The organism is Ralstonia sp. RRA, assembly GCF_037023145.1.
GTDB lineage: Bacteria > Pseudomonadota > Gammaproteobacteria > Burkholderiales > Burkholderiaceae > Ralstonia.
In genome coordinates this window covers 3,575,160-3,599,366 of the sequence record NZ_CP146091.1, presented here as the reverse complement: position 1 = coordinate 3,599,366, position 24,207 = coordinate 3,575,160, and the positions used below count along the sequence as shown (strand labels likewise).

Below are 24,207 nucleotides of genomic sequence, written 5' to 3'. Positions count from 1 at the left end.
CGCGTCAGCACTGCCACAGGAACTTCACCTGCCCCGCGTGGCTGGCGCATTGGAAGAGGTAGGCGCAGCCGCCGCCGAAGTTCATGGCGGTGTGCGCGTCGGGGCCTTCCTCCAACTGCGCGGCTAAGTGCATGGGGGCACCGCAGGCCGGGCAGCCAGGGGTCTCATCCGCCTGCAGCCATGACGGGGCACCGTGCAGTTGGCCGATCACCTGGCGGCCGGGTTGGCCGGTGCGCTCGCACCATAGTCGGCGGGCGGTTTCGTAGTCTTCCGCATCTTGTGTTTCCGTGCGTGCGCCGTTCGTGGTTTCGCGCAGGGTCAGGCCCTCGGCGGGCGGCTCGGCCAGCGTGAGGGCACCCGCCGGGACAAACACGGCGAGGTTGCCACCTTCGTTTGGGTCCCACTCGTCACAACAGCCGGGGTCGTTCTGGCACATGAACACCAGCAACAACCCGGCCGGATGCTCGGCCGTGGCCTCCACACCAATCTGCCCCTGAAACTGCATCGGCTGCTCGCACGCGGCGCAACACGGCCACGTGAAGGGCGCATCGGCCGGCACCAGCGGGCGCCCGCCAAAGTGGGTCTGCGCGGCATGTTCGTCGGGGGCAGGGGCGTTCAAGAGCAGCGTCACCATGGCAATTCCTCTCAGGTGGGATGAAGGAAGACAGGCCGGCCGAATCGGTGGGTATTGTGCCGCGCGCATATGACGCTGTGACACAACATTCGTGGTGATTGACGGCCTATGGGGCATCTAAGTCTGGCTGGGCAGACTGCGGTGGAATCCCCCAACTCTCGAATCCCCGCCTCGCATATGCACGCCGCATCACACCCGGGCCGGCGCAACACGGTGCCCGAAGTCACCGCACTGTTCTGGATCATCAAGATGATGTCCACCACGGTGGGTGCGGCTGCGGCCGATGCGCTCAACCTCGGCTGGCAGTTCGGGCTGGGCGGCACCACCGTCGTCACGGGCGCGCTGTTTGCGGCAGCGTTGATGGGGCAACTCCGCTCGCACCGCTATCTGCCGTGGCTGTACTGGATCACGGTACTGCTGGCGAGCGTGTTCGGCACGCTCGTTGTGGATCTGCTGATTGCGCGTGCTGGCTTGCCGACGGGGGCATCGACCGTGGTGCTGTCGGTGGCCCTGCTTGCCACGCTTGTGCTCTGGCACCGCCGCGAGGGCACGCTCGCCCTCGATGCCGTCGACACCCCCGTGCGCGAGCGCTTCTACTGGCTCGCGGTGCTGCTGGCCTTTGCGCTGGGCACCGCAGGCGGCGACTGGCTGATCGAAAGCCTGCGCCTGGGCTACGCACAATCAGCCCTGGGTTTTGGTGTGCTGGTTGCGGTGGCGGCCATGGCGCGCTTCGGCTTTGGCGCGGGCGCTGCCCCCATGTTCTGGTGGGCATTCGTGCTGACGCGCCCGCTGGGCGCCGCCTGCCGCGACCTGCTCGCCCAGCCCGAGGCCAACGGCGGCCTGGGCCTGAGCACCGGCGCCGTCAACGCGCTCTTCCTGGCGGTGGTCGTGGGGCTCGTGGCCTACCTGTCGGCGCTGGAGCACACGGCGGACACCACACACGATTCTTCGGTTTCACAAGGATAGGGACACCCTCATGACCACATCCCGCACCCTCCCCAACAAACTGCCCGAGATCACGCTGGCGTTCTGGATCATGAAGATCTGCGCCACCACCCTGGGCGAAACCGCCGGCGACCTGCTCTCGATGACGCTCAAGGTTGGCTACGCAGCCAGTTCGATGCTGCTGCTCGGCATCTTCTTCATCACGCTGGGCGCGCAGTTGCGCAGCAAGACGTACAACCCGCTGCTGTACTGGGCGGTGATCCTCTCGACCAGCACGGCCGGCACCACGCTGTCGGACTTCATGGACCGCACGCTAGGCCTGGGCTACGCCACCGGCTCGACCATTCTCGCCAGCCTGCTGTGTGCGGTGCTCGTCTACTGGAAGCTGAGCCAGAAATCGCTGTCGATCGCGAACGTGCGCAGCGGCAAGCAGGAGCTGCTGTACTGGGGTGCCATCCTCGTGTCCAACACGTTGGGTACGGCGCTGGGGGATTTCCTGGCGGATTCGTCGGGGCTGGGTTTTGCGGGCGGGGCGCTGCTGATTGCCAGCGTGATTGCACTGATCGTGGCGGCGTATTATCTGACCGGCATCTCGCGCGTGGCGCTGTTCTGGATGGCCTTCGTGCTGACACGGCCGCTGGGCGCCACGGGCGGTGACCTGCTGACCAAGCCGATCAGCGCGGGCGGCATGAACCTGGGCACGGCGGGCGCATCACTGGTACTACTCGCGATCCTGCTCATCACCATCGGCTATACGAGCTGGCAGGCGCGGCGCGATGCCATGCAATCCGCTTGAGCCACCACCAGAAACCGAATGCGCGTTCTCCTTGTTGAAGACGATCCGATGATCGGCGCGGCCGTGGATGCCGCGCTGCGCGACGCCGCCTATGCGGTGGACTGGGTGCGCAACGGCCAGACCGCGCTGGACGTGGTCGCGCATCAACACTACGACGTGCTGCTGCTCGACCTCGGCCTGCCGGGCAAGGACGGCCATGCCGTGCTCAACGCGCTGCGCGCCCGCGACAACCCGGTGCCGGTGCTGATCCTGACCGCGCGCGATGCCGTGAATGAGCGCGTGCGCGGCCTGGACGGCGGCGCGGATGACTACATCCTCAAGCCCTTCGAAATGGTCGAGCTGCTGGCCCGCATGCGCGCGGTGCTGCGCCGCAAGGGCGGAGCCGCCAGCCCGGTGCTGACCAACGGCATGCTCACGCTCGACCCGGCCGCGCACGAGGCGCGCATGGGTGATGGCGAAGCGGTGCGCCTGTCGGCGCGCGAGTTTGCGTTGTTGCAGGCGCTCATGCTGCGCCCAGGTGCCATCCTCTCGCGCTCGGAACTGGAAGAGCGCATCTATGGATGGGGCCACGAGGTGGCGAGCAACGCGGTCGAATTCCTCATCCACGCGCTGCGCAAGAAGCTCGGTGCGGAGGCCATCAAGAACATCAGGGGCGTGGGATGGATGGTGTCCAAGGGTGGGTGAGGGCATCACTGCAGCGACGGCTGTCGCTGTGGCTGTCCATCATCATCATCGGCGTGGCGGTGCTCGCGGGCGGCTTTGCGTTCGTCTCCGCCTTTAGCGAGGCGCATGAACTGCAGGACGACGTGCTGCGCCAAGTGGGCGCGATGTTCGACCCCGAGCATCTGCCCGCGCCGCCCGCGAGTCCCAAAAGCGCGCCACCCGTTTCCGATCAGGAAGCCCGCGTGATCGTGCAGATGCTGCCCGGCCCGGATGGCACCGTTGCGGCCGGCACACCTGCGCCGCGTCTGGCATTTCCACCTGACCTGGTGGACGGCATGCAGACCGCGCACGCCGGCAAGCGCGAATACCGCGTATGGGTACGCACCCTCGACAACGGCCAGCGCATTGCCGTGGCGCAGGAAACCGCCGTGCGCGACGAAACCGCACGCGACAGCGCCATCCGCACGCTGATGCCGTTCCTGATCCTGGCGCCGATCCTGCTGCTGGCGGTGGCCGACGTGCTGCGCAAGATGTTCGCGCCCATCAAGCGCCTCGCGCACGAGGTGGACCAGCGCGACGAGCGCCAACTGCACGCCATTGCGCCCGAAGCTGTACCCGACGAGGTACGCCCGTTCGTGGTGGCCATCAACCGGCTTCTGGCACGCGTGGGGCAATCGATGGAAGCGCAGCATCGCTTCGTGGCCGATGCCGCGCACGAGTTGCGCACGCCGCTCACGGCGTTGTCGCTGCAGGCCGAACGGCTGGGGCAGGCACCGATGTCGGCCGATGCCCAGGAGCGACTGGCCACGCTGCGCCAAGGCATCGAGCGCAGCCGCGGGCTGCTCGAACAGTTGCTCACGCTCGCCCGCGCACAGGAGGCCACCGGCGTGCCGGAGAGCACCGTCTCCGTCCAGCGCATCTTCCGCAGCGTGCTCGAAGACCTGATGCCGCTGGCCGAAGCCAAGCGATTGGACCTGGGCGTGACCACCCAAGCCGATGCCCACGTGCATGCCAACGAGCTCGACCTCTTTGTCGTGGTGCGCAACCTGGTGGACAACGCCATCCGCTACACGCCGGAGGGCGGCAGCATCGACCTGTCGATCGCCACCGAAGCGCGCGTGGCGTCGATTGCCGTGCAGGACAGCGGCCCCGGTATCCCCGCCGATGAACGTGTGCGCGTGTTTGATCCGTTCTACCGTGTGCTGGGCAATGAGGCGACCGGCTCGGGGCTTGGGCTATCGATCGTGAGCACGGTGGTGCAGCGGTTGGGTGGAGAGGTGGTGCTGGAGGATGCAAACACCCCTACGGGTGGGCTGCGAGTGACTGTGCGGCTACCGTTGGCTGGATAGCACACCCCACTTCGGCAGTCCGGCCAAGGCGGGCACCTCGTGCGAAGATCGGCAGCTTCTCAGCCTGCCGTCTACTCCGTCGCCCAGATGCCGCCTACACAGCACCGCTATCACTTTCCGAATCTGCTGGAAGCGTTCTGCATTCTTCTCGTGCTCTATTTCACGGAGTACTTCATGGACGCGCTCATCTGGAAGTTCGGCCGAGACGCCGGACTTGAGCGCATCAGCATTCAGAGTATCGGACGGGTGCTGGCCTGCGGGCTCGTGTTCACCGTCCTGCTGCATCACGCCAAGCGAACCTACCGCGATCTCTTTCATGAAAGCACAAGCTCATGGAAGGCCGCGCTCGGATTGTTTTCCGTACCCATCCTGCTGCTGACGCCGGGGCTGCTGCTGGTCGAAACGCTGATCCAGATCGTCGTGGTGCACTTCTTCCCAATGAGCCAGTCGATGATCGACATGTTTCGGGAGATGAGCACCGGTGGGCTGGGCGCGATCGTGTTGGTATGCCTGATTGCCCCCATCGTCGAAGAGATGCTGTTCCGCGGCATCATCCTGCGCAGCTTTCTGCAGCAGTACCCGTCTGGCGTCGCCATCGTGCATTCGGCGGCGGTGTTCGGGCTGGCGCATCTGAACGTGTATCAGTTTGTCGGCGCGTTCGTGACTGGCTTGCTGCTGGGCAAGCTTTATGAGCGCACGCGCTCGCTGCTGCCATGCATCCTCGTTCACGGGTTCTACAACACGGGTTGCACCATCCTCGCCTACCAATACGCGCCCAATGAGTGGTCTGCGACGTCTGACCTTTCGCTGCCGTGGACTGTGTTTGCCGTCCTCAGCGGCGGCGCGGGTGCGTGGCTGCTCTACAAGCTCATCGCACCCCGTGCCGCATCAGGCGCAGAGCCACAAGCCTAACGGGCCGCCCACTGCGAGCGGCCCGCTTTGGCATGGTTACCGGCGCGCGGCGCGAAACACCACCGCCAACCCCAGGAGAATCATCCCCATGCCCATCATCGCCACCAATGCAAGACGATGGCCCAGCACCACATCGTCAAGCAGCGCCGTTACCACTGGCACGAGGTAGAACAGGCTCGTCACGTTGACAAGGTTGCCGCGCTGCATGAGTCGGTAGAACAGCAGTTGCGCCCCCACTGACATGACCACGCCCATCCACAGTAAGGCGACGATGCCGGGCATGCTGGGTACGAAGGCGCTGGGCATCGGCTGCGCGAGCAGGAAAACCGCGCACAGCACCAGACTCACCGCGTTCTGCAACGACAGCACATCGATAGGTGCCTGGCCCAGGCGCTTCTGCCAGATCGCTCCCACCGTCATGCTGGCCAGCGACGCCAGCGCGTAGCCGAGGCCCGCCATCGGCACCTGCTGCGCGTTGGCACAACCCACGACAAGCGCGAGCCCGCCCAGTGCCAGCACGAGCCCCGCCATGCGTCGCGCAGACCAAGCGCGCTCCGTTGCCAACAGCGTCAGCAACGGCTGCACACCGAGCAACGTAGCCAGCAGCCCCGGCGTCAGCCCACGGTCAAGCGACAGCAGATAGCAGATCGCATAGCCACCGGTCAGCAGCGCACCGGTGCCCGCGACCTGCCACCGTGTGCCCGGCGCAGGCCACCACCGCCCGCGCCAAACGCCCAGCCCCGCCAGCACCAGCGAGGCCAGCGCGAACCGCCCCACCAGAAACGCGAACGCCGGGACATGCTGCACCCCGATCTCCGCAAAGATTGCACCGCTGCTCCACAGCAGCACGAATAACACCGTCGCGCCGGACCCTGCCAGCGCGGCTTGCATTGAAGGCATACCACTCACCTGTCGAAAAGGAATGTCGGGTTCCGGCGCGCAGGCGTGCGCCTGCCTCGGGTTCAAGCCCGAGCCTGGATCAGGTCAACCGGAAACGAAGCGGCTGGAAGTCAGCCGAGAGCGGGCAGAGGTGGCGGCGGCTGTGCGCCGATCACGTCGTAGCCCGACGAGACGACAGGAGGCGGGAAGGGCCCTGGCTGCACGCACACGTCTTCCATGCGGGCGCGTTGGCCGGCAGCGAAGAAGGTGGCGTGAAGTCGGGACATGGATGCGAAGAATCGGAATTTGCCGAAGGCGTTGCAGCAGGTTAGCGAGGTTGGCCGCACCACGCAAGTGACATGCGGCCTTCGCGCAGAGTCAGCCCGCCGCGTGGGGCGACTGCAGATACACCTCGTGCCACAGGCTGACCTTGCCTGCGTCGTCAAAGCGCAGCAGAAGCATGGCTTCGAACTGGTCGACCGCACCGTGGGTGCGCGTGACCGATGCGCGCATGCCGAGCACCACGCCGGCGGCGTCCGCTACGGTCTGCGTCACCTTGTAGTCGATCGAGGCGATGGCGTGCTTGAAGCCATCGAGAAACGTCTTGTAGTTCACGTAGTTGGCATCGTAATGCCGCCCGTTTGCGAACACGGTGAACTGCGGTGCAAAGCGTTCAGCAATGACGGCCTCGGTGAGCACCGTGTCGTGCCGCAGATGCGCGCGGTTCCAGTCGAGCAGGGCGTGCGCGTGCTGGAGGTTGCGTTCAGCTTGCGTTGTCATGGGTGGGGAACGGGAGAACGTCGTCTTACTTCAGGTAGGACTTGATCACCTGCATCACGGCGTCGAAGTCCTCCTGACGCTGCGCCTCGGTCGGCTCCTTGACCACGTGATCCATCAGGTGGCCCTCGAGAACCGCCGCCATCAGCCCGTTGACCGCACCGCGAATGGCTGCGATCTGCTGCAGGATGGCCGTGCAATCCCCCTCTTCGCCGAGTTGTTTTTCCAGTGCAGTCGCCTGCCCCTGGATGCGCCGCACACGCGCCAGCAGCTTGGCTTTGTCGCGGATGGTATGGGCCATGAGTCGGAAGATTGAGGTGGGTGAAGGACGTGAGAGGGTAGCATCAATATACTAGGGGGGAGTATAGTTCGCTCTCCTGAGTTCACCACCGGCTATCGATCCATGACCGCGTTCGCCACCCTCCTGCAGCAAGGCAATGCCTGGCTGTTCGTCCCCAGCGCCATTCTGCTGGGCGCATTGCATGGTCTGGAGCCGGGGCACTCCAAGACGATGATGGCGGCGTTTATCGTCGCCATCCGGGGCACACTCTCGCAAGCGGTGCTGCTGGGGTTGTCGGCCACCGTGTCGCACACCGCGGTGGTGTGGGCAGTGGCCATGGCGGGGCTGTACTTTGGCCGCAACTGGAATCCGGAGGCGACGGAGCCGTATTTCCAGGTGGCCTCCGCCGTGCTGATCGTCGTCGTGGCGGGTTGGATGATGTGGCGCACGTGGCGCAGCGCCCGCGCATCGCATGACCATCACCACGATCATGATCACGACGAGATCAAGCGCATCGATACCGGCCACGGTACCGTCCGGCTGGAAGTGTTCGAAGACGGTGTACCGCCGCGCTTCCGGCTGGTGCAGGAAGATGCACATCACGGCACACACGGCCACGCGTGGTCAGCCGACCAGGTGGACGTGGTGACCGAGCGGCCCGATGGCACCCGGCAAGCCTTCAGTTTTGTGCAGCGCGATGGTTTTCTCGAATCGGAGCAGACCATTCCCGAACCGCATGCTTTCACGGCCCGCCTGTCACTCGGGCACGCGCACCACCGGCACGACTACGACGTCGACTTCATCGAGCACGACCACGCACATGCTGCGCATGACCACGGCGGGCTGGACGTGTCTTCCGGCGGCTACGAAGACGCGCACGAGCGCGCGCACGCCAACGACATCCGCCGCCGCTTTGCCAACCGCGAGGTGACGACCGGCCAGATCATCATATTCGGCCTGACTGGCGGGCTGGTGCCATGCCCGGCATCCATCACGGTGCTGCTGCTGTGCCTGCAGCTCAAGCAGATCACCCTGGGCGCGGCGCTGGTGCTGTGTTTCAGCATCGGTCTGGCGTTGACGATGGTCGCCTCGGGCGCGCTCGCGGCGCTGAGCGTGAAGCACGTGTCACGGCGCTGGAGCGGTTTTGGTGAGTTCGCGCGCAAGGCGCCGTACTTCTCGGGTGGGCTGATCGCGCTTGTCGGCCTGTACGTGGGCTGGCAGGGGATGCAAGGGGTGATGCAGCTGACGTGAGCGCCGCGTGTGGGGCGTGCGCGGGGCGTGTGTGGGGTTACGCGCACGTTTGACCGATGCTGCATCCACTGCGGCATGGCCTGCGTATCTGTGCATACCGGTTGGTGCAAAAGATTTCTCGTGCAAGCCGTGTCAGGTTTGCTCTGATGCCGCGACCAACAGGGGAGGTCGATGCCATCCGGTAACGATCCGTCGGACTGCCATCCACAGATGGCGCACGCTCAATCATGAGGAGTTCACCATGCACACCACCCGTTCCTTCGCACGCACCCGCCGTCTGTCACTCGCCTTGCTGGCCACGCTGACGGCCTCCGCCGCCCTGTTTGCGGCGCAACCCGCTGCAGCCGCCCGCAGCTTCGACCCCTATACCCAAGGACAGAGCCGCCTGGACAAGGTGGACGCCTACACGCAAGGGCAGAAGCAGGACAAGGCGGATCCGTTCACGCAAGGCGCGGATCGCCAGGCCGATACCTACGGCTATCTGTCGTGGAGGCGCGACCGCTTCGATCCGTACGCGCAAGGCGCCGACCAGCAGCGCGCCGGCACACAGGGTGCGCTTGCATGGAACCGTGATTCCACCTACCCCAGCACCCCGCAAGGCGCACGCGCATGAGCCGTGCTGCCGACGTAGGAAGGGCACACCCATGCCGGTGGCCCTTCTCGTCCGTCATCCCACATCAACGCGCCAGCGTCGCGCCTTCCTCGACGATCATCTCGTAGAGCGCACGCGCCGCCGGCGACAACTGCGCCGCCCTGCGCGTCACGAGCACCAGCGTGCGCGAGACCTGCGGCTCGACCAGCTCAATCGTCCGGATCATCGGGTACGCGTTCTTCTGGATCGCGAGCCGTGGCACCACCGCCGCACCCAGCCCTTCGGCCACGAGCCCCAGCGCTGTGGAGCTGCGCTGGACTTCGTAGAACGAATGCAGTGTCACACCGCTGTTCTTGAGTGCACCCTCAAGCAGGCTGCGGTTGCCGCTCACCTCGCCGGCAAAGATCAGCGGATGCGGTTGCAGTGCCTCCCAGCGGATGCGCCGTCGCTTCGCAAGCGGATGATCGTCGCGGCAGATCAGCACGTAGGGGTCGCTCGTAAGCGGCACGCTGGTGAGTTCAGGATGCTGATCGCCCGCAATGCTGATGCCGAACTCCGCCTCACGACGCAGCACCGCCTGCAACACCGATGCAGAGGCATGATCGAGAATCTTCACGCGATCGTGCGGCCGGTGCGCAGAGAACGCCCGCAGGATGCGCGGCAGATACTGCACGCCCACCGTCGGCACGCAGGCAATCGTGATGTCTCCACGCTGGCTCAGGCCGGTCTCGCGAATTTCCGTCAGCGCGTCAGACAGCTCGTTCAACAACCGGCGCGCCTGCGGCAGAAAGCGCTGGCCGATTTCCGTGAGTTCCGTCCGGCGTGTCGTGCGCTCAATCAGCGCAACGCCAAGGAAGGCCTCCAGCTTGCGCAGCCGTTGCGTGATCGCCGTCTGCGTCACGTGGAGCGTGTCGGCGGCCTGCGTAAAGCTGCCACACTCCGCAATCGCCACGAATGCCTGCACACCGAGCGTATCGATCTTCATCAGATAAATGAATCAATGAGAACAATGAATTCATTTTACTGATCCAGCGGGAAACCACAGAATGCAGCCAATCGATCACAACCCCGGCAAGGAGAACCGTGATGACAACGCAACACGATTGGAGCGCGAAGCAATACGTTCAGTTTGAAGAAGAGCGCACACGGCCCGCCCGGGACTTGCTCGCCGCTGTGCCGCAAACGCCCATCCACAGTGCCGTCGACATCGGTTGCGGGCCGGGCAACTCGACCGAGGCGTTGATGGCACGTGTGCCCGGCGCGGTAGTCCACGGGATCGACAGCTCGGCCGACATGATCGACGCTGCCCGCAAGCGCCTGCCCGATGTGCGCTTTGATGTCGCTGACATTGCCACGTGGGATGAACCCGGTGCGGTCGACCTGATCCTCGCGAACGCCGTGCTGCAGTGGCTGCCCGCGCACGACACGCTGCTGCCGAAGCTGATCGGCAAACTGACGCAGGGGGGCCACCTTGCGATCCAGATGCCCGACAACCTGGACGAACCCACGCACCGCCTGATGCGCGAAGTGGCCGCTGCCGGCCCGTGGGCCGCAAAGCTCAAAGGGGTAGAGCGGACCGAGCGGTTCGACCCGCGCCATTACTACGCGCTGCTGTCACCGCTGTGCACACGCGTGGATGTGTGGCGCACCACGTACTACCACCCGCTGCGTGGTGGCGCGGATGCGGTGGTGGAATGGTTGAAGGGCACGGGGCTGCGGCCGTTCCTCGCCGCGCTGAACGATGACGAACGCAGCGCCTTCCTCACGCGCTATCGTGACGCGATCGCACAGGCGTATCCGGCGCAAGAGGACGGCACCGTCCTGCTGCCGTTCCCGCGCCTGTTCATCGTGGCGACGCGCAAATAGGTACTGCGGCCCCCATGAAAAAAGCCCGTCGGCATATACCGACGGGCTTTTTCGTCTGACCTGCGCGGCGATTAGCGCGACGGGTTCAGCAACAGGTTCATGTGACGGTTTACATCCTTGTACAGCAGGTAGCGGAAGCGGCCAGGGCCACCCGAATAGCAGGCCTGCGGGCAGAACGCGCGCAGCCACATGAAGTCGCCTGCTTCCACCTCGACCCAGTCCTGGTTCAGGCGATAGACCGCCTTGCCTTCGAGCACGTACAAGCCATGCTCCATGACGTGCGTCTCGGCAAACGGAATCACGCCGCCCGGCTCGAACGTCACGATATTCACGTGCATGTCGTGGCGCATGTCGCTCATGTCGACAAAGCGCGTCGTCACCCAAGCGCCGTTGGTGCCCGGCATCGGGATCGGCTCGACGTCCTGCTCGTTGGTCACGAAGGCTTCCGGCAGCGGAATGCCATCGACCACCTGGTAGTGCTTGCGGATCCAGTGGAAGCGCACAGCCGCATCGCTCACGTTGTGCAGCGTCCAGTCCGCGCCCGGCGGAATGAATGCGTAGCCGCCCGGCTTGAGCGTGTGCTTCTTGCCTTGCAGCGTCAGCTCGGCTTCGCCTTCAACGACGAACAGCACGGCTTCGGCGTTCTTGTCCTGCTCGGGCTTGTCGCTGCCGCCGCCCGGGTTCACTTCAACGATGTACTGCGAGAAGGTTTCCGCAAACCCCGACAGCGGGCGGGCGATCACCCACAGGCGCGTGTTCGTCCAGAACGGCAGCCAGCTCGTGACGATGTCGCGCATCACCCCCTTGGGGATCACCGCGTACGCCTCGGTGAACATCGCGCGATCGGTCAGCAGATCGGTCTGCGGCGGGTGGCCGCCATGCGGCGCGTAATACGTGGTCTTAGACATAAAGCATCCAGCAATGGGTTGGTCCCGACGCATGACACGGTTCACTTCCGTACGCGGGCGGCGTTGACGATAGCGAAGTCGCCCACGATCGACCAATTAAATGTTGCGATGCCATTCATTCGATTTCCCACTACCTGCCGGCGCCCGCGCGCCTCAACTTCAGGCCAACATGAGCTCCAGGTTCTGCACCGCTGCACCTGAGGCACCTTTGCCCAGGTTGTCGAACACCGCCGTCAGCAGGATCTGACCGTGGTCGTTGCTGAACACGCCCAGGCGGATGTCGTTGGTGCCGTTGAGTGCCTGCGGGTCCAGATGCGGCAACGCGGACGACACCTGCAGCGGCATCACCTCCACATGCTGTGCCCCGGCGTAGTGACCGGCCAGGCACGCATGCAACCCAGCCGCATCAACGCCCGGCGCCAGCAGGCGCAATTCCAGTGGCACCGTCAGCACAATGCCCTGGCGATACGCGCCATACGCGGGCACGAACATCGGCCGCTGCGAGAGCCCGGCGTGCTGCTGGATTTCCGGCGTGTGCTTGTGCGCCAGGCCAAGCCCGTACACCTGGAACGGCAGCGCGTTGGCGGCCTCGAGGCCTTCGTAGGCTTGCACCGCCGCACGCCCGCCGCCGGAGTAGCCCGACACGGCGTGGATGCTGATCGGGTAGTCCGTCGGCACCAGGCCCGCCTGCACCAGCGGGCGCAGCAACGCGATCGCGCCGGTCGGGTAGCAGCCCGGGTTCGTCACGCGTGATGCCGTTGCAACACGCTGCGCCTGTCCCGCGCTCATCTCCGGAAACCCATACGTCCAGCCCGGCGTGGTGCGATGTGCGGAGCTGGCATCGATCACGCGTACGTCCGGGTTGACGATGGACGCCACCGCTTCGCGCGCGGCCGCATCCGGCAGACACAGGATGGCGATATCGCAGGCGTTGATGGCCTCGGCACGGCGTTGCGCATCTTTGCGGGCATCAGCCGGCAGTGTCAGCAGTTGCAGATCTGTGCGGCCGCGCAGGCGCTCATGAATCTGCAGGCCAGTGGTGCCTTGGTCGCCGTCGATGAAGATCAGGGGTGCAGCCATGCTGGTGTCCTCCAGTACAGAAATGCGGTGCGTGCAAAACGATGCGGGAGTCGCTATCTTCACGGCATGCGTTGCCTATGAAAAGTTGAATTTCACAACGCTCATCTTCAGTTTTTCTGAACTGGAAGCCCGCCATGAGAGAGATCAGCCTGGACCGCCTGCGCACCCTGGTGGAGGTGGCCGACCGCGGCTCGTTTGCCGATGCCGCACGCGCGTTGCACCTAGCGCCGCCCACAGTCAGCCTGCACATTGCCGAGCTGGAGGGCCGCGTGGGTGCGCCGCTGCTGTCGCGCAAGCGCGGGCAGGTTCGCCCCTCGGCGATCGGGGAGGTGATGGTTGAGCGCGCGCGCCGCCTGCTGGCGGATGCGGAGCAGGCACTGGACGATATCCAGCGCCAAGTGCAGGGCTTGAGCGGGCGCGTGCGGCTGGGCGCATCCACCGGCGCCATCGCGCATCTGCTGCCGCAGGCGCTGGAGGTGCTGCGGCAGGATCATCCGGGCATCGACGTGCAGGTGGCGGTGCTGACCTCGCAGGAGACGCTCACGCGGCTGGCCGACGGTGCGCTCGATATCGGGCTGGTGGCGCTGCCGCAATCGCAGGTAGCGGCGCAGGGGACAAAACTTGCAATCAAGCCGTGGCGGCGCGACCCGGTCATGGCGTTTCTGCCGGCGCACTGGCACAGCCCCGCACGTGTCACGCCGGCGTGGCTGGCAGGGCAGCCGCTCATCCTCAACGACACCACCACACGGCTCTCGCGCCTGACGGCGGAGTGGTTTGCCACCGACGGCCACCACCCCACGCCGCGCATCCAGCTCAACTACAACGATGCGATCAAGAGCCTGGTGGCAGCGGGCTACGGCGCCACGCTGCTGCCACACGAAGCGGCCACGCCCGTGCCGGATGCGCGCATCGTCATGCGGCCGCTGCGGCCAGCGTTGTGGCGCCAGCTTGGCATCGCACATCGGGCGGGGCACATCGAACGCGCCACGCAGCATGTGCTCGACGTGCTGTGGGGCATGCGTGCGCGGTAGGGCAGTGTTCGGGCTGGGCCTCAGCCGAGCAGGTATTCGCGCGTGAGTTGCCGCGCCCGGTGCAGGCGGCTCTTCACTGCCGCACGGGATTCGTTCAACTGATCGGCAATTTCGCCGATGGTCATCTCGTTCAGGTCGCGCAGCACGATGATCTCGCGATAGTGCGCGGGCAAAGATTCCAGCGCGGCGGCCACGTCGTGCCGCAGGTCATCGACGGGCAGGCGCGCGAGCCACGCTTCCACCTTGTCGTCATCCCACGGGTCGGTCGAAAGCGCCTTGCGCGCCATGCGATGACACTCGCGGCGCACGATGGCGAACAGCCAGCTGGAGAACGCCGCCGCCGCGCGCAGCGAACCCACCTTGCGTGACAGCACCAGTAGGCTCTCCTGCACGGCGTCATCCACGTCGGAGATCAGGCAGTTGCGCTGCGCATAGCGGCGGATGTCGGGCTGGCAGACGGCCAGCAGGCGCTCGATGGCCGATACGTCACCCGCGCGGGCGGCATCGAGCAGCGGTTGGTGACGGACAAGGTCCATGGCGTCAGTCGCGCGGGTTACCGCTTGGGTGGTTGCAGCCGGCGGCCGACCAGCGCACACGCCGGGCAGAAGCCCACCACACCGGTCAGGCCAAACCCGGCGCCGGCGGCGGCCAGCAACCAGTTCCAGGGCGCAGCCGCCAGGGCTAGGCCACCAACAACGACGGCCAATGCCAGCACGATGCGCACGGCACGCTCCCAGTTCGGCACGTTCTTCACATACAGGGCAGATTTCAGAAACGACATGATGTTCTCCAAAGGGGTCGGACGAAAGGTGAGGACAGTCCTCGCCCCTAAGAGGCGCCGTTTGCCCGAACGGATTCGCGCCCCTCAAAAAAAAATCTGCGCCGCACCCGTACGGCAGGCGCATGATGGCCGCCGTTGTATGCGCGTCACGCAAATTCGGGTTGACTTCGCCAGTTGCGATAACTATCTTAAGATATGTTTTTAGACATAGTGCGGCGTCAACATCACCCGGGCGATCCCCGCCACGGAGACAAGCGCCCTCTCTTTGTTTTCTCCGCTTTCTCCGTTCTCTCCCATGCCCCTACTTGAATCCAAGCGCGAGCGGCATCTGCTCTGGCTGCTCGCGCTCACGCAGTTCACCGTCATCATGGATTTCATGGTGATGATGCCACTCGGTCCGCAGATCATGCATACGTTTGGCATCGGCCCGGCGGCGTTCGCCACGGCGGTGTCGGTGTATTCGCTGTGCTCCGGCGCCTCGGGCCTGCTGGCCGCCACGTACACCGATCGCTTTGACCGGCGCCGCCTGCTGCTGACCGTCTACGGCCTGTTCACGCTGGCCAACCTGGCCTGCGCGCTATCGGGCAGCTACAGCATGCTGCTGTTTGCGCGCGCGTTTGCGGGGCTCACAGGCGGCGTGCTGGGTTCGCTCGTGCTCGCCATCCTGTCGGATGTGATTCCGCCCGCGCGGCGTGGCGCGGCCACCGGCGTGGTGATGTCGTCGTTTGCACTGGCAGCCATGGCCGGCGTGCCGGTGGGCATCGCGCTGGGGGCACACCTCGGCTGGACGGCGCCGTTCTTCCTGCTGACCGTGTTGACCGCGCTGACGTGGCTGGGCGCGCGGCACACCATCCCGCCGCTGACCGAACACCTGAGCAATACTCACCAGACACCCGGCCAGATCCTCGCGGGCCTGTGGCAGTTGCTGAGCAACCCGCGCCATCTGCGCGCGTTCCTGCTGACCTTCGTGATGATGGGCTCGCACATGCTGGTGATCCCGTTCATCTCGCCGGTGCTGGTGGCCAACCATGGCATCGCGCCACAGGATCTATCGTGGCTCTACGTGGCGGGCGGCGCGGCGTCGTTCTTCAGTTCGCGCGCCGTGGGCAAGCTGGCTGACCGCTATGGCCGTCGCCGTGTGTTTGTGGGGGCGGCACTGCTGGCGTTCATCCCTGTGCTGGTGATGACGCATCTGCCGGACTGGCCCTTCATTGGCCTGCTGCTGTTCTTCCCGTGCTTCATGGTGGTCCTCTCCAGCCGCATGGTGCCCATGCAGGCGCTAATGACCACCGTGCCCGACGCGAAGGTGCGCGGCGCGTTCCTCTCCGCCAACAGCGCGGTGATGTCAGTCGGCACGGGGGCGGGCGCGTGGATTGGCGGGCTGCTGCTGTCCACCAGCGCGGGTGGTCACATCGATGGCTATGGGCTCAACGGCTGGCTGGCCGTGGCGGCGGGGCTGTTCTGCGTGTTCTGGGTGAGCCAGGTGAAGGGGTCGGATGCGCATGGCGATCCATCACTGGCGGCATCCTCCGGCGCGTCGGGTCCACAGGCCGTTCCGCAAGCCCCGCGAGCGGAGAAAGTCTGAGCGTTATTCGGCTTCCACCACCGTCTTCAGCTTCACCAGGTCACGCTGCACCCATTCGGCATCGGCCTCGAACTGCGCATCGTCCATGCCGGGCAGTTGAAACAGCGTGAGTGAAACGGTGGTGCCGGCGCCGTTGCGTACCACGCGCAGCGGCACATAGATGACGGTGTCATCCGGCAAGCGTACCCAGTGGTCGGCAATGCCAAACGTGTTGGGCGGGCTGAAACGGATGAACACATTGCCCTGCGGCGCATCGGCAATCCACTCGTCGGGCGCCGCACCCGAGCCCTGCGTGCTGGGCGCCAGGCCGGTCGACAAACCCGTCGCCCAGGTGGGGTAGTTCAGCGGCTCGGCCAGGAAGGCGGCCACATCGTCAAAGTGGCGCTCGATGTTGATGCTGAGTGTGCGAACGGGATGCATGCAGGCTCCAGGGCGGGGCACCGTCAGGCGAGAGCCGTGCCGGTCGCTGGAGTATAGGCGGCAGGGCATCCGTCCTGCATCGGCCCACGATTGGCGTCGGTGACACCCTTTAAGCCGGCAGCTTGCGAAAGCTGATCGCCAGCCGATTCCATGCGTTGATGGTGGACACCAGCAGCGTCAGGTCGACCAGCTCGGCATCGGAAAACTGGGCGCGCACGGCCTGCCATACGTCGTCCGGCACGCGGGTTTCCGCAACGAGGGTGACGGCCTCTGTCCATGCCAGCGCGGCGCGTTCGCGGTCGGTAAAGAAAGGCGTTTCTTCCCAGACGGAAACGGTGGCCAGACGGCGGTTGTCTTCACCGCATTTGCGCGCATCGCTGGCATGCAGGTCGACGCAGTAGGCGCAACCGTTGATCTGCGAAGCGCGCAGGCGCACGAGTTCGGTCAGCGGCTTTTCCAGGGTGCTCTTGCTCAGCGCTTTTTCCAGACCCATCACCGCCTGGATGGCGGCGGGATTGGCTGTGTAGAAGTCGAGGCGAGGTTCCATGATCGGGCTCCGGTACGGGGTGACAGGCGCCAGATTAGGGGTTCGAGTGGCCCGGCAAAAGCACCACTCTCGGCGAGTTTCAGGTAGCCAGTTTGCCGAGTACCTGTGCCAGCCGGGCCAGGCCGGCGTCGATCTCCGCCACGTTCACATCGCCGTAGCCAATCAGCAGCCCGGGCGGCGGCGGCCGCGCGGCGTGCATCTTGGTCGTGCCGTACAGGCCCACGCCCACGCTTTCGGCCAGTTTCAGCACGGCAGGCTCCTGCAACGGCGCGCGCAACTGCGCCGCCATGTGAATACCTGCTGCCGACGGCAACGGTGTCATCCACGGCGCCAACGGCCCGCGCAGGTGCCGCAGCAGGGCATCGCGCCGCGCGGCATATTCCTTGTGCATACGGCGCAGGTATTTGCCGAAATCGCCGTCGAGCATGAACTTGGCAAGCGCGGCCTGCATGAGCGATTCGCTATGCCAGTCGGCCACCTGCTTGGCGCGCCGCAGCGGCGTCAGCAGTGAAGCCGGCGGCACCACATAGCCGATGCGCAGCTCCGGAAAGATCGTCTTGGAGAACGTGCCCACGTAGGCCACGCTGCCGGTCGCGTCCAGGCTCTTGAGCGATTCCATCGGCCGGCCGTCGAAGCGGAACTCGCTGTCGTAGTCGTCTTCCAGGATGAGCGCGTCGTGGCGCTGCGCCCAATCGAGCAGTTGCGCACGGCGCGCGAGGCTCATAGGCATGCCCAGCGGAAACTGGTGCGACGGCGTGACGTAGACGAGCTTGGCCTGCGGTGGCAACGCGTCCACCACCAGGCCCTCGGCGTCCACCGGCACGGGCACCACGTTGGCGCCCAGCGCTTGCAGCGCAATGCGCGCGGGTGGATAGCCCGGGTCTTCAATGGCCACCGTGTCGCCCGGTCGCACCAGCACGCGGGCAATCAGATCGATGGCCTGCTGCGCGCCCTGCGTGACAACGACATCGCCCCACGCACAGACCACGGCGCGGCTGAAAGCGAGGTAGCGCGAGATCGCCAGGCGCAGCGTCTGGTCACCGGCCGGGTCGTGATATGCGCCGCGCCCGCGTGCCTGCAGACGCAGCCCATGCGCCACGCAGCTGCGCCACTTGTCGAACGGGAACAGGCGCTTCTCGGTCACGCCACCCACGAAGTCGTAGACGATGCTCGGGCGCGGCATGGGCAGCACGTCGGGCACGTCGTTCCACAGCGTGGCGAAAGTACGTGCGGTCGGTGCCGGTGCGGCAATCTGCTCGGCTGACGACCGCTGCGGCGTACGCCCTGCCAGCCCCTGCGTTGCCTCGGCGACAAACGTGCCGGAACCGGCGCGTGAACGCAGGTAGCCCTCGGCAATGAGGCGCTCGAATACATCGAGCGTGGTCTTGCGCGACACGCCAATCTGCAGCGCGAGATCGCGCGTGGAAGGCAGCCGCTCGCCAGGCGCAAGGCGGCCGTCGAGGATGGCGGTGCGCAACTGGCGGTAGAGCTGGCCGGCAAGGTCATGCCGGCCGTGGATCGTCAAATGGACATCCATCGTGGACGCAGGAAGCGTTGGGCTGCGCCATTCTACGAAAGCCGCTAAAGACTGGCGCAATCGCCCCGTAGGACATCAACGCTGTCGAAGCCTACTGACATGCAGAGCGGCCGTGCATTGCCTTGCGGAGGCGAGGCGGTTCTACCCGCCAGAACACCTCCCCGCGCGCAACCCGCCCACCAGCGCAACTCAGCGCTTTCTAAGAAAAGCGCCAACCGCCTGCGCCGAATTCACCTGAGCGTCATCGTCTATCACCAAGATTCGGCCGCGCAAACGTTTCAGCTGTACACGAGCTACCCACACCGCATGGGTGGCCGGAAGCATTTGCCCGACCTCATCACCTCGACTGGAAACCACGATGCTCTCAACCAAGAAGACGCTGCTCGCGATTGCTGTGCCTGTGTGCCTGTCCCTCGGCCTGTACGCGTGCGGCGGCAGCGACGACACCCAGACTGCCGGCCCCGACACCGCACCGGCCAACCCGACGCCCACCAACCCAACCACACCGACCCCGCCCGCCAAGCCGCAAGGCGTGTGGACGACGGGCGACCTGCACGTGCACACAGCCGAATCGGTCGATGCCGTCACGCCGCTGGCGACCGTGCTCGACCACGCATTCAACCTCAACAGCCTGGACTGGATGGCGGTGTCGAACCACCTGCGCCCGTCGCCGCGCGATGCCACGGGCGCCACGCTGCCGGGCGGTTCGATTGCCGCATCGGCGGGTATCGCGCAGTACGAGATGCCGGCCATTGCGCAGGCACAAGCCGCCGGCAAGTACACGGGCAAGCTGATCTTCTCGGCCACCGAGTGGGACATGCCGACGCACGACCACTTGAACGTCGGCATCTTCGAGGGCACCGACAAGCTGCAGACGTCTGCCAAGGGCCTGAACAAGTTCGAGTACTTCTTCACGCAGCAGGCCGCCTCGCTGTTCAACCCGAACGATGTGGCGGCATGGCAGCAGGAAGGCCCGCGCGCCGGCAGCACGCACGCCGATGTGGTGAACGCCTTCAACTGGCTCAAGACGAACTACCCGAACACCAGCTACGGCCTGATCAACCACCCGTCGCGCAACCCGGGCAAGTACACGGTGGCGGACTTCCGCCAGTTCAACGACACCGCACCCGACATCATGTTCGGCATCGAGGGCATGGTCGGCAACCAGATGGAGCCCGATCGCGGCGGCTACAACAGCGCCTACATCGACGCCAACCTGCCCAACCGCACCTACGGGGGTGTCGACTACGTGGTCGCGCAAGTCGGTGGCGTCTGGGATGCCCTGCTGGGCGAAGGCCGCCGCGTCTGGAACTTTGCAGATTCCGACCACCACTTCCAGGTAGACGCCACGCAGCAGTTCAGCAGCGGCTACTACCCCGGCGAATACGCCAAGACCTACATTTGGCTGCCGGGCACCAGCACCGACCTGAAGACACTGCTGGGCGCCATGCGCTCGGGCAAGTCGTTCGGCGTGTTTGGCGATCTCATCAACGCGCTGGATTTCCACGCCGACAACGCCACCGCCTCGGCTGACATGGGCGGCATGCTCACCGCAAAGGCCGGCGACAAGGTGACGATCACCATCCGCTTCAAGAGCCCCGATCACAACAACTACGAGTACCCGCTGGGCAGCGGCTTCAAGGCCAACATGCGCCCGGTGGTCGACCACGTTGACCTGATCGCCGGTGACGTTGGCCCCAAGGCCGCCCCCGGCACGCCCGCGTATGCGAAGGCCACCAACGACTCCACCAAGGTCGTTGCCACCTTCACCAAGGCGGACTGGAAGGTCGATGCCGACGGCTACAACAGCGTCACGTACACCACCACGGCCACCAAGAACCAGTACTTCCGCCTGCGCGGCACCAACCTCGGCATGAACGTGTCGGGCGAGACCAGCAACGGCAACCCGCTGCCTGACCAGAAGACGGTGGTGACGGAAAACGTGGCGCGCTTCAACGCCATCAATGACCGCAACTACAACGATCTGTGGTTCTACTCGAACCCGGTGTTCGTGTCGGTGCAGTAAGGCCGGTGTCGAGGCAGCAACGGCAGCAACTCAAGCGGCGGCCGGCGCCCCGGCCCGCCGCAGCCACACCGTCACCGCCAGCCCCGCGCCACCCGGCCCGGGCGCCAGCGCAATCTGCCCACCCATGCGATCGACGATCTGCCGCACGATCGCCAGGCCCAGGCCGCTGCCCTGGGTCTGCGTGTTGCCCAAGCGCGTGAAGCGCTCGAACACGCGTGCGTACGCCTCGGGCGGAATGCCGGGCCCGTTGTCGGTCACGGTCAGCATGGCCCAGCCGTAGTCGGCCGACACCTGCACGGTGACGTGGCCGCCTTCCTGCGTGTAGCGCACGGCGTTGTCCACCAGGTTGAACAGCAGGGCTGCAACCAGCGTGCGGTTGCCCAAGGTCCAGACCGGCTGTTCTGCCGACTCCATTCCCAGATCGATGCGGCGACCATCCGCCAGCAATGCGAGGTCTTCGAGCACGGTGCGCGCCACCTGCAGGAGTTCGACCGTTTCGCTGGTGGCGGCCGAGGCTTCGGCCTGCGAGAGCAACAGCAGATCGTTGATGAGATCGGCCAGATTGCGCGTGCTGGTGCGCGCGGCCTTCAGCACCTCGTGCAGTGCACCGTCGGCGTTGGTTTGCGCGGCCACCTGCATCTGCGTGTCGAGAATCGCCAGCGGCGTGCGCATCTGGTGTGCGGCATCGGCAATGAAGCGCTTCTGCGTGAGCGCGTTGTCGGCAATGCGCTGCAGGTACTGATTGAACGCACCGGCAATCGGCTGCAGTTCGCGCTGCAGGCCCTCGGGATCGAGCGGTGCCAGATCGGTGGGCGCGCGCGCCGACACGTTGCCGGCCAACCGCAGAATCGGCCGCAACTCCAGCGTCAGGCCGATCAGGATCATCGCCAGCGCCAGCCCCACGAGCGCCAACTGGCGCAAGGTGGCGGGCCACCACAACTGCCGGATCATTGCGTCGCGGCCGTTCGTGGTTTGCGCCACGCGCGTGACAACGCGCTCCGTGCGTCCGGCGTCGTACATGGTGCGCACCACGGCGGCCACGTGCACGGGCTGGCCTTCCAGCGTATCGGTGTAGGTGCCGGTATCGGCCAAGCCCGCGGCATCAAAGGCAGGGCGCGTGCCGAAATCCAGCCGCCCCGCCAGCAGGCGGCCATGCTCGGTGCTGACCTGATAGGCAATCTGGTCACGCACGGGGGTCTCGGGCGCGGCGAACACCGCCAACGCAGCCGGCGGCACCGACACGCGCAGGCGGCCTTCGTCCCATTCGATCTGGCCGCTGATCATCTGCGCGGCGGTATCGAGCGCGTGGTAGTGCACGAGATCGGCGTTGTGGCGTGCGGCCGCCAGGTCCAGCCAGGCATCGGCCGCTACGTAGACGACCAGCGGCAATGCCAGCCACAGCACCAGCCGCGCGCGCAGGCTACGCGCGCGTGAGGTGGACGGTGCTGCCGCCCGTACCGCGGGTTGCTCAGGAGGGTTGGGCTGAAGCATCGCGCAGCAGGTAACCGAGGCCGCGCAGCGTGACGATGGTGGCGGCGGAATGCTCCAGCTTCTTGCGCAGGCGGTGGATGTAGATTTCGATGGCTTCGGGGCTGGCTTCGTCGTCCAGGCCAAACACACCATTGACCAGCGCCGGTTTGGACACCGTGCGCCCGAGCTTGAGCATGAGGATTTCCAGCACGGTGTGCTCGCGCGCGGGTAGCACCAGAGGCTGGCCGGCCAGCGCAAAGGTACGGCTGCCCGTGTGGTAGGTCAGGTCACCACAATGCAGCTCGACGGATTGATCGGGCGTGCTGCGCCGCACCAACACCTGGATGCGCGCGATCAGCTCGCGGATCTCAAACGGCTTGACGAGGTAGTCGTCTGCACCGGCGCCCAGGCAGGCAACCTTGTCGTCAATGCCGCCGCTGGCGGTCAGGATCAGCACCGGCACAGCGTTGCGGCGACCGCGCAAACGTTGCAATACACCTTGCCCCGACAATGTCGGCAACTGCAGGTCAAGCAGCACCACGTCGTAGTGTTGCGTGAGCAACAGTGTGTCGGCGGATTCACCATCCGCGGCGTGGTCCACCGTAAAGTGCGCGCGACGCAGGGCTTCGGACAGCCAGTGCGCCAGCGGGGCGTTGTCTTCGATCAGGAGCAGCTTCATACGAAGGCGACGCGTCCGGAAAATGAAAGCGATTTGTGGGTTGCCGCTTCCTAGAATGGTGACGGCTGCCTACGCGCGCCGGATGCGTCACTCACCAAATCCGGATAGCGCGATACGATATCTACAAAAGAGCCGGAGACAACTCAATGGGTGTTTTTACCTGCAGGGGTGCCCGCACACGCGGCCCCCGGGGCTGGATCACGCCGTTGCTCGCTGCCTGCCTCGCGCTGGCGGCTACGCACGCCTTGGCGCAAGACCCCACGCGCCTGACCATCATGGTCAGCGGCACCGCCAAGATGATCTACCTGCCCGCCACATTGGCACAACGCCTGGGCTACTTCCGCGATGAAGGGCTGGAGGTGGAACTGCTCTCGCAGCCCGCCGGCGTGGATGCCGAGAGCGAACTGCTGACCGGCTTCGCGCAAGGCGTGGTCGGCTTCTATGATCACACGATCGACCTGCAGGCCAAGGGCAAGGAGGTGCGCGCCATTGTGATCTTCAGCCAGGTGCCGGGCGAGGCGGAGGTGGTTTCCACGCGGCTGCCCGCCACGGTGGAATCGATGCGCGATCTGCGCGGCCGCACGTTGGGCGTGACGGGCCTGGGTTCGTCCACCAGCTTTCTTACGCGCTACCTGATGGCGCAGCAGGGCCTGTCTGCGGGGGACTACACCATGCTGCCGGTCGGCGCGGAACACAGCTTCGTCAAAGCGCTGCGCAGCGGCCGTATCGATGCCGGCATGACCACCGACCCGACCGTCTCGCGTCTGGTGCGCAACGGCGAGGCCCGCGTGCTGCTCGATCTGCGCACGCTCGAAGGCACGCGTGCCGCGCTGGGCGGCCCGTACCCGGCGGCGTGCCTGTACCTGCAGACCGAATGGCTTGAAGCGCATCCGGAACTGGCCACCAAACTGGCCCGCGCTTTCGTGCGGACCTTGCGCTACATGCACACGCACAACGCGGAGGACATTGCCGCGCGCATGCCGGCTGAATTCCGCCGCGAACATCCTGAGCTCTACGTCAAAACGCTTGCCGCCGCCTTGCCCACCTTCAGCGCCGACGGACGCATGCCGGACGACGGCCCACCCACCGTCCTGCGCGTCCTTGCCGCCAGCAATGCCAACGCGCGCGACAAGCACATCGATCTCTCGCGCACCTATACCAACAAGTTTGTCGATCAGGTGCGCGAGCGCTGAACGCTT

The 24,207-nt window shown here is 65.7% G+C and carries 27 protein-coding genes; 12 read left to right on the top strand and 15 right to left on the bottom strand.

The features are described from left to right. Positions 1-4 precede the first annotated feature (4 nt). Entirely contained in the window at positions 5-634 is a 630-nt protein-coding gene (locus tag V6657_RS17300) for a hypothetical protein (RefSeq protein WP_048935244.1), read from the bottom strand. A 141-nt stretch (positions 635-775) separates the two neighbouring features. On the opposite strand from V6657_RS17300, the gene V6657_RS17295 reads away from it, so the two are divergent. The 5 genes from V6657_RS17295 to V6657_RS17275 all read left to right on the top strand — a co-directional run bounded on the left by V6657_RS17295 (position 776) and on the right by V6657_RS17275 (position 5,299). Then, positions 776-1,600 carry a hypothetical protein gene (locus tag V6657_RS17295; RefSeq protein WP_338754428.1) on the top strand — a complete coding sequence of 275 codons (825 nt, stop codon included), beginning with the start codon at positions 776-778 and terminating at the stop codon, positions 1,598-1,600. Between the two features lie 10 nt (positions 1,601-1,610). Beyond that, positions 1,611-2,375, top strand: a complete 765-nt coding sequence (locus tag V6657_RS17290) for a membrane protein (protein WP_048935246.1) — start codon at positions 1,611-1,613, stop codon at positions 2,373-2,375. Positions 2,376-2,393: 18 nt separating this feature from the next. After that, positions 2,394-3,059, top strand: a complete 666-nt coding sequence (locus tag V6657_RS17285) for a response regulator transcription factor (protein WP_048935247.1) — start codon at positions 2,394-2,396, stop codon at positions 3,057-3,059. Beyond that, positions 3,035-4,387, top strand: coding sequence for an ATP-binding protein (locus tag V6657_RS17280; protein ID WP_048935248.1), 1,353 nt, complete (start codon positions 3,035-3,037; stop codon positions 4,385-4,387). Before V6657_RS17285 ends, V6657_RS17280 begins: the two co-directional genes overlap by 25 nt. Positions 4,388-4,474: 87 nt before the next feature. Then, positions 4,475-5,299, top strand: coding sequence for a CPBP family intramembrane glutamic endopeptidase (locus V6657_RS17275; RefSeq protein ID WP_048935249.1), 825 nt, complete (start codon positions 4,475-4,477; stop codon positions 5,297-5,299). Positions 5,300-5,335: 36 nt separating this feature from the next. Here V6657_RS17275 and V6657_RS17270 read toward each other — a convergent pair whose 3' ends face one another. From V6657_RS17270 to V6657_RS17255, 4 genes are all read right to left on the bottom strand, one after another. Continuing rightward, the gene (locus V6657_RS17270; protein ID WP_048935250.1) at positions 5,336-6,199 is read right to left on the bottom strand and encodes a DMT family transporter; all 864 of its coding nucleotides are present in this window, start codon (positions 6,197-6,199) and stop codon (positions 5,336-5,338) included. Between the two features lie 110 nt (positions 6,200-6,309). After that, positions 6,310-6,465, bottom strand: a complete 156-nt coding sequence (locus V6657_RS17265; RefSeq protein WP_160315310.1) for a hypothetical protein — start codon at positions 6,463-6,465, stop codon at positions 6,310-6,312. A 91-nt stretch (positions 6,466-6,556) separates the two neighbouring features. Beyond that, positions 6,557-6,958, bottom strand: coding sequence for a hypothetical protein (locus tag V6657_RS17260; RefSeq protein ID WP_048935251.1), 402 nt, complete (start codon positions 6,956-6,958; stop codon positions 6,557-6,559). Between the two features lie 25 nt (positions 6,959-6,983). Beyond that, the gene (locus tag V6657_RS17255; protein ID WP_048935252.1) at positions 6,984-7,256 is read right to left on the bottom strand and encodes a metal/formaldehyde-sensitive transcriptional repressor; all 273 of its coding nucleotides are present in this window, start codon (positions 7,254-7,256) and stop codon (positions 6,984-6,986) included. Between the two features lie 102 nt (positions 7,257-7,358). Here V6657_RS17255 and V6657_RS17250 point away from each other — a divergent pair, with 102 nt between their 5' ends. Continuing rightward, on the top strand, positions 7,359-8,486 hold the full coding sequence (locus V6657_RS17250; protein WP_048935253.1) for a nickel/cobalt efflux protein RcnA: 1,128 nt from the start codon (positions 7,359-7,361) through the stop codon (positions 8,484-8,486). 241 nt (positions 8,487-8,727) lie between these two features. Continuing rightward, complete coding sequence (locus tag V6657_RS17245) at positions 8,728-9,099, top strand: hypothetical protein (protein ID WP_048935254.1); 372 nt, start codon at positions 8,728-8,730, stop codon at positions 9,097-9,099. 64 nt (positions 9,100-9,163) lie between these two features. Here V6657_RS17245 and V6657_RS17240 read toward each other — a convergent pair whose 3' ends face one another. Continuing rightward, on the bottom strand, positions 9,164-10,063 hold the full coding sequence (locus V6657_RS17240; protein ID WP_048935255.1) for a LysR family transcriptional regulator: 900 nt from the start codon (positions 10,061-10,063) through the stop codon (positions 9,164-9,166). Positions 10,064-10,164: 101 nt separating this feature from the next. On the opposite strand from V6657_RS17240, the gene tam reads away from it, so the two are divergent. Then, positions 10,165-10,944: a trans-aconitate 2-methyltransferase gene (gene tam, locus V6657_RS17235; protein WP_048935256.1), complete on the top strand. Its 780-nt coding sequence runs from the start codon at positions 10,165-10,167 to the stop codon at positions 10,942-10,944. A 71-nt stretch (positions 10,945-11,015) separates the two neighbouring features. On the opposite strand, the gene V6657_RS17230 is transcribed toward tam, so the two are convergent. Both V6657_RS17230 and argC read right to left on the bottom strand, forming a co-directional pair. After that, positions 11,016-11,852, bottom strand: coding sequence for a bifunctional allantoicase/(S)-ureidoglycine aminohydrolase (locus tag V6657_RS17230; RefSeq protein WP_048935257.1), 837 nt, complete (start codon positions 11,850-11,852; stop codon positions 11,016-11,018). Positions 11,853-12,011: 159 nt separating this feature from the next. Beyond that, positions 12,012-12,932: an N-acetyl-gamma-glutamyl-phosphate reductase gene (gene argC / locus V6657_RS17225; RefSeq protein WP_048935258.1), complete on the bottom strand. Its 921-nt coding sequence runs from the start codon at positions 12,930-12,932 to the stop codon at positions 12,012-12,014. Between the two features lie 134 nt (positions 12,933-13,066). Here argC and V6657_RS17220 point away from each other — a divergent pair, with 134 nt between their 5' ends. Further along, positions 13,067-13,963, top strand: coding sequence for a LysR substrate-binding domain-containing protein (locus V6657_RS17220; protein ID WP_048935259.1), 897 nt, complete (start codon positions 13,067-13,069; stop codon positions 13,961-13,963). A gap of 20 nt (positions 13,964-13,983) precedes the next feature. On the opposite strand, the gene V6657_RS17215 is transcribed toward V6657_RS17220, so the two are convergent. Both V6657_RS17215 and V6657_RS17210 read right to left on the bottom strand, forming a co-directional pair. Then, positions 13,984-14,499, bottom strand: a complete 516-nt coding sequence (locus V6657_RS17215) for a sigma-70 family RNA polymerase sigma factor (protein WP_048935260.1) — start codon at positions 14,497-14,499, stop codon at positions 13,984-13,986. A gap of 17 nt (positions 14,500-14,516) precedes the next feature. Beyond that, positions 14,517-14,744 (bottom strand): DUF2892 domain-containing protein, encoded by a 228-nt coding sequence (locus V6657_RS17210; RefSeq protein WP_021197039.1) that lies wholly within the window; start codon positions 14,742-14,744, stop codon positions 14,517-14,519. A 295-nt stretch (positions 14,745-15,039) separates the two neighbouring features. On the opposite strand from V6657_RS17210, the gene V6657_RS17205 reads away from it, so the two are divergent. Further along, positions 15,040-16,329: an MFS transporter gene (locus tag V6657_RS17205; protein ID WP_048935261.1), complete on the top strand. Its 1,290-nt coding sequence runs from the start codon at positions 15,040-15,042 to the stop codon at positions 16,327-16,329. Positions 16,330-16,332: 3 nt separating this feature from the next. Here the strand turns inward: V6657_RS17205 and V6657_RS17200 are convergent, their stop codons facing one another. From V6657_RS17200 to V6657_RS17190, 3 genes are all read right to left on the bottom strand, one after another. Beyond that, positions 16,333-16,749: a hypothetical protein gene (locus tag V6657_RS17200; RefSeq protein WP_048935262.1), complete on the bottom strand. Its 417-nt coding sequence runs from the start codon at positions 16,747-16,749 to the stop codon at positions 16,333-16,335. A 109-nt stretch (positions 16,750-16,858) separates the two neighbouring features. Then, positions 16,859-17,296 carry a carboxymuconolactone decarboxylase family protein gene (locus tag V6657_RS17195; RefSeq protein ID WP_048935263.1) on the bottom strand — a complete coding sequence of 146 codons (438 nt, stop codon included), beginning with the start codon at positions 17,294-17,296 and terminating at the stop codon, positions 16,859-16,861. Between the two features lie 79 nt (positions 17,297-17,375). After that, on the bottom strand, positions 17,376-18,833 hold the full coding sequence (locus V6657_RS17190; RefSeq protein ID WP_048935264.1) for a PLP-dependent aminotransferase family protein: 1,458 nt from the start codon (positions 18,831-18,833) through the stop codon (positions 17,376-17,378). 358 nt (positions 18,834-19,191) lie between these two features. On the opposite strand from V6657_RS17190, the gene V6657_RS17185 reads away from it, so the two are divergent. Continuing rightward, on the top strand, positions 19,192-20,859 hold the full coding sequence (locus V6657_RS17185) for an S-layer protein (RefSeq protein WP_048935265.1): 1,668 nt from the start codon (positions 19,192-19,194) through the stop codon (positions 20,857-20,859). A 30-nt stretch (positions 20,860-20,889) separates the two neighbouring features. Here the strand turns inward: V6657_RS17185 and V6657_RS17180 are convergent, their stop codons facing one another. Together V6657_RS17180 and V6657_RS17175 are read right to left on the bottom strand one after the other, a co-directional pair. Then, positions 20,890-22,350, bottom strand: a complete 1,461-nt coding sequence (locus V6657_RS17180) for a sensor histidine kinase (protein ID WP_048935266.1) — start codon at positions 22,348-22,350, stop codon at positions 20,890-20,892. Beyond that, positions 22,328-23,008: a response regulator gene (locus tag V6657_RS17175; RefSeq protein ID WP_048935267.1), complete on the bottom strand. Its 681-nt coding sequence runs from the start codon at positions 23,006-23,008 to the stop codon at positions 22,328-22,330. The genes V6657_RS17180 and V6657_RS17175 overlap by 23 nt, the downstream gene beginning before the upstream one ends. 146 nt (positions 23,009-23,154) lie before the next feature. On the opposite strand from V6657_RS17175, the gene V6657_RS17170 reads away from it, so the two are divergent. Next, positions 23,155-24,201 (top strand): ABC transporter substrate-binding protein, encoded by a 1,047-nt coding sequence (locus V6657_RS17170; RefSeq protein ID WP_048935268.1) that lies wholly within the window; start codon positions 23,155-23,157, stop codon positions 24,199-24,201. Positions 24,202-24,207: the final 6 nt, after the last annotated feature.

Bases quoted from the DNA above. Each gene is read 5' to 3' on its own strand.
- V6657_RS17300 (WP_048935244.1), bottom strand. From the start codon at position 634: ATGGTGACGCTGCTCTTGAACGCCCCTGCCCCCGACGAACATGCCGCG.
- V6657_RS17290 (WP_048935246.1), top strand. From the start codon at position 1,611: ATGACCACATCCCGCACCCTCCCCAACAAACTGCCCGAGATCACGCTG.
- V6657_RS17285 (WP_048935247.1), top strand. From the start codon at position 2,394: ATGCGCGTTCTCCTTGTTGAAGACGATCCGATGATCGGCGCGGCCGTG.
- V6657_RS17280 (WP_048935248.1), top strand. From the start codon at position 3,035: ATGGATGGTGTCCAAGGGTGGGTGAGGGCATCACTGCAGCGACGGCTG.
- V6657_RS17275 (WP_048935249.1), top strand. From the start codon at position 4,475: ATGCCGCCTACACAGCACCGCTATCACTTTCCGAATCTGCTGGAAGCG.
- V6657_RS17270 (WP_048935250.1), bottom strand. From the start codon at position 6,199: ATGCCTTCAATGCAAGCCGCGCTGGCAGGGTCCGGCGCGACGGTGTTA.
- V6657_RS17265 (WP_160315310.1), bottom strand. From the start codon at position 6,465: ATGTCCCGACTTCACGCCACCTTCTTCGCTGCCGGCCAACGCGCCCGC.
- V6657_RS17260 (WP_048935251.1), bottom strand. From the start codon at position 6,958: ATGACAACGCAAGCTGAACGCAACCTCCAGCACGCGCACGCCCTGCTC.
- V6657_RS17255 (WP_048935252.1), bottom strand. From the start codon at position 7,256: ATGGCCCATACCATCCGCGACAAAGCCAAGCTGCTGGCGCGTGTGCGG.
- V6657_RS17250 (WP_048935253.1), top strand. From the start codon at position 7,359: ATGACCGCGTTCGCCACCCTCCTGCAGCAAGGCAATGCCTGGCTGTTC.
- V6657_RS17245 (WP_048935254.1), top strand. From the start codon at position 8,728: ATGCACACCACCCGTTCCTTCGCACGCACCCGCCGTCTGTCACTCGCC.
- V6657_RS17240 (WP_048935255.1), bottom strand. From the start codon at position 10,063: ATGAAGATCGATACGCTCGGTGTGCAGGCATTCGTGGCGATTGCGGAG.
- tam (WP_048935256.1), top strand. From the start codon at position 10,165: ATGACAACGCAACACGATTGGAGCGCGAAGCAATACGTTCAGTTTGAA.
- V6657_RS17230 (WP_048935257.1), bottom strand. From the start codon at position 11,852: ATGTCTAAGACCACGTATTACGCGCCGCATGGCGGCCACCCGCCGCAG.
- argC (WP_048935258.1), bottom strand. From the start codon at position 12,932: ATGGCTGCACCCCTGATCTTCATCGACGGCGACCAAGGCACCACTGGC.
- V6657_RS17220 (WP_048935259.1), top strand. From the start codon at position 13,067: ATGAGAGAGATCAGCCTGGACCGCCTGCGCACCCTGGTGGAGGTGGCC.
- V6657_RS17215 (WP_048935260.1), bottom strand. From the start codon at position 14,499: ATGGACCTTGTCCGTCACCAACCGCTGCTCGATGCCGCCCGCGCGGGT.
- V6657_RS17210 (WP_021197039.1), bottom strand. From the start codon at position 14,744: ATGTCGTTTCTGAAATCTGCCCTGTATGTGAAGAACGTGCCGAACTGG.
- V6657_RS17205 (WP_048935261.1), top strand. From the start codon at position 15,040: ATGCCCCTACTTGAATCCAAGCGCGAGCGGCATCTGCTCTGGCTGCTC.
- V6657_RS17200 (WP_048935262.1), bottom strand. From the start codon at position 16,749: ATGCATCCCGTTCGCACACTCAGCATCAACATCGAGCGCCACTTTGAC.
- V6657_RS17195 (WP_048935263.1), bottom strand. From the start codon at position 17,296: ATGGAACCTCGCCTCGACTTCTACACAGCCAATCCCGCCGCCATCCAG.
- V6657_RS17190 (WP_048935264.1), bottom strand. From the start codon at position 18,833: ATGGATGTCCATTTGACGATCCACGGCCGGCATGACCTTGCCGGCCAG.
- V6657_RS17185 (WP_048935265.1), top strand. From the start codon at position 19,192: ATGCTCTCAACCAAGAAGACGCTGCTCGCGATTGCTGTGCCTGTGTGC.
- V6657_RS17180 (WP_048935266.1), bottom strand. From the start codon at position 22,350: ATGCTTCAGCCCAACCCTCCTGAGCAACCCGCGGTACGGGCGGCAGCA.
- V6657_RS17175 (WP_048935267.1), bottom strand. From the start codon at position 23,008: ATGAAGCTGCTCCTGATCGAAGACAACGCCCCGCTGGCGCACTGGCTG.
- V6657_RS17170 (WP_048935268.1), top strand. From the start codon at position 23,155: ATGGGTGTTTTTACCTGCAGGGGTGCCCGCACACGCGGCCCCCGGGGC.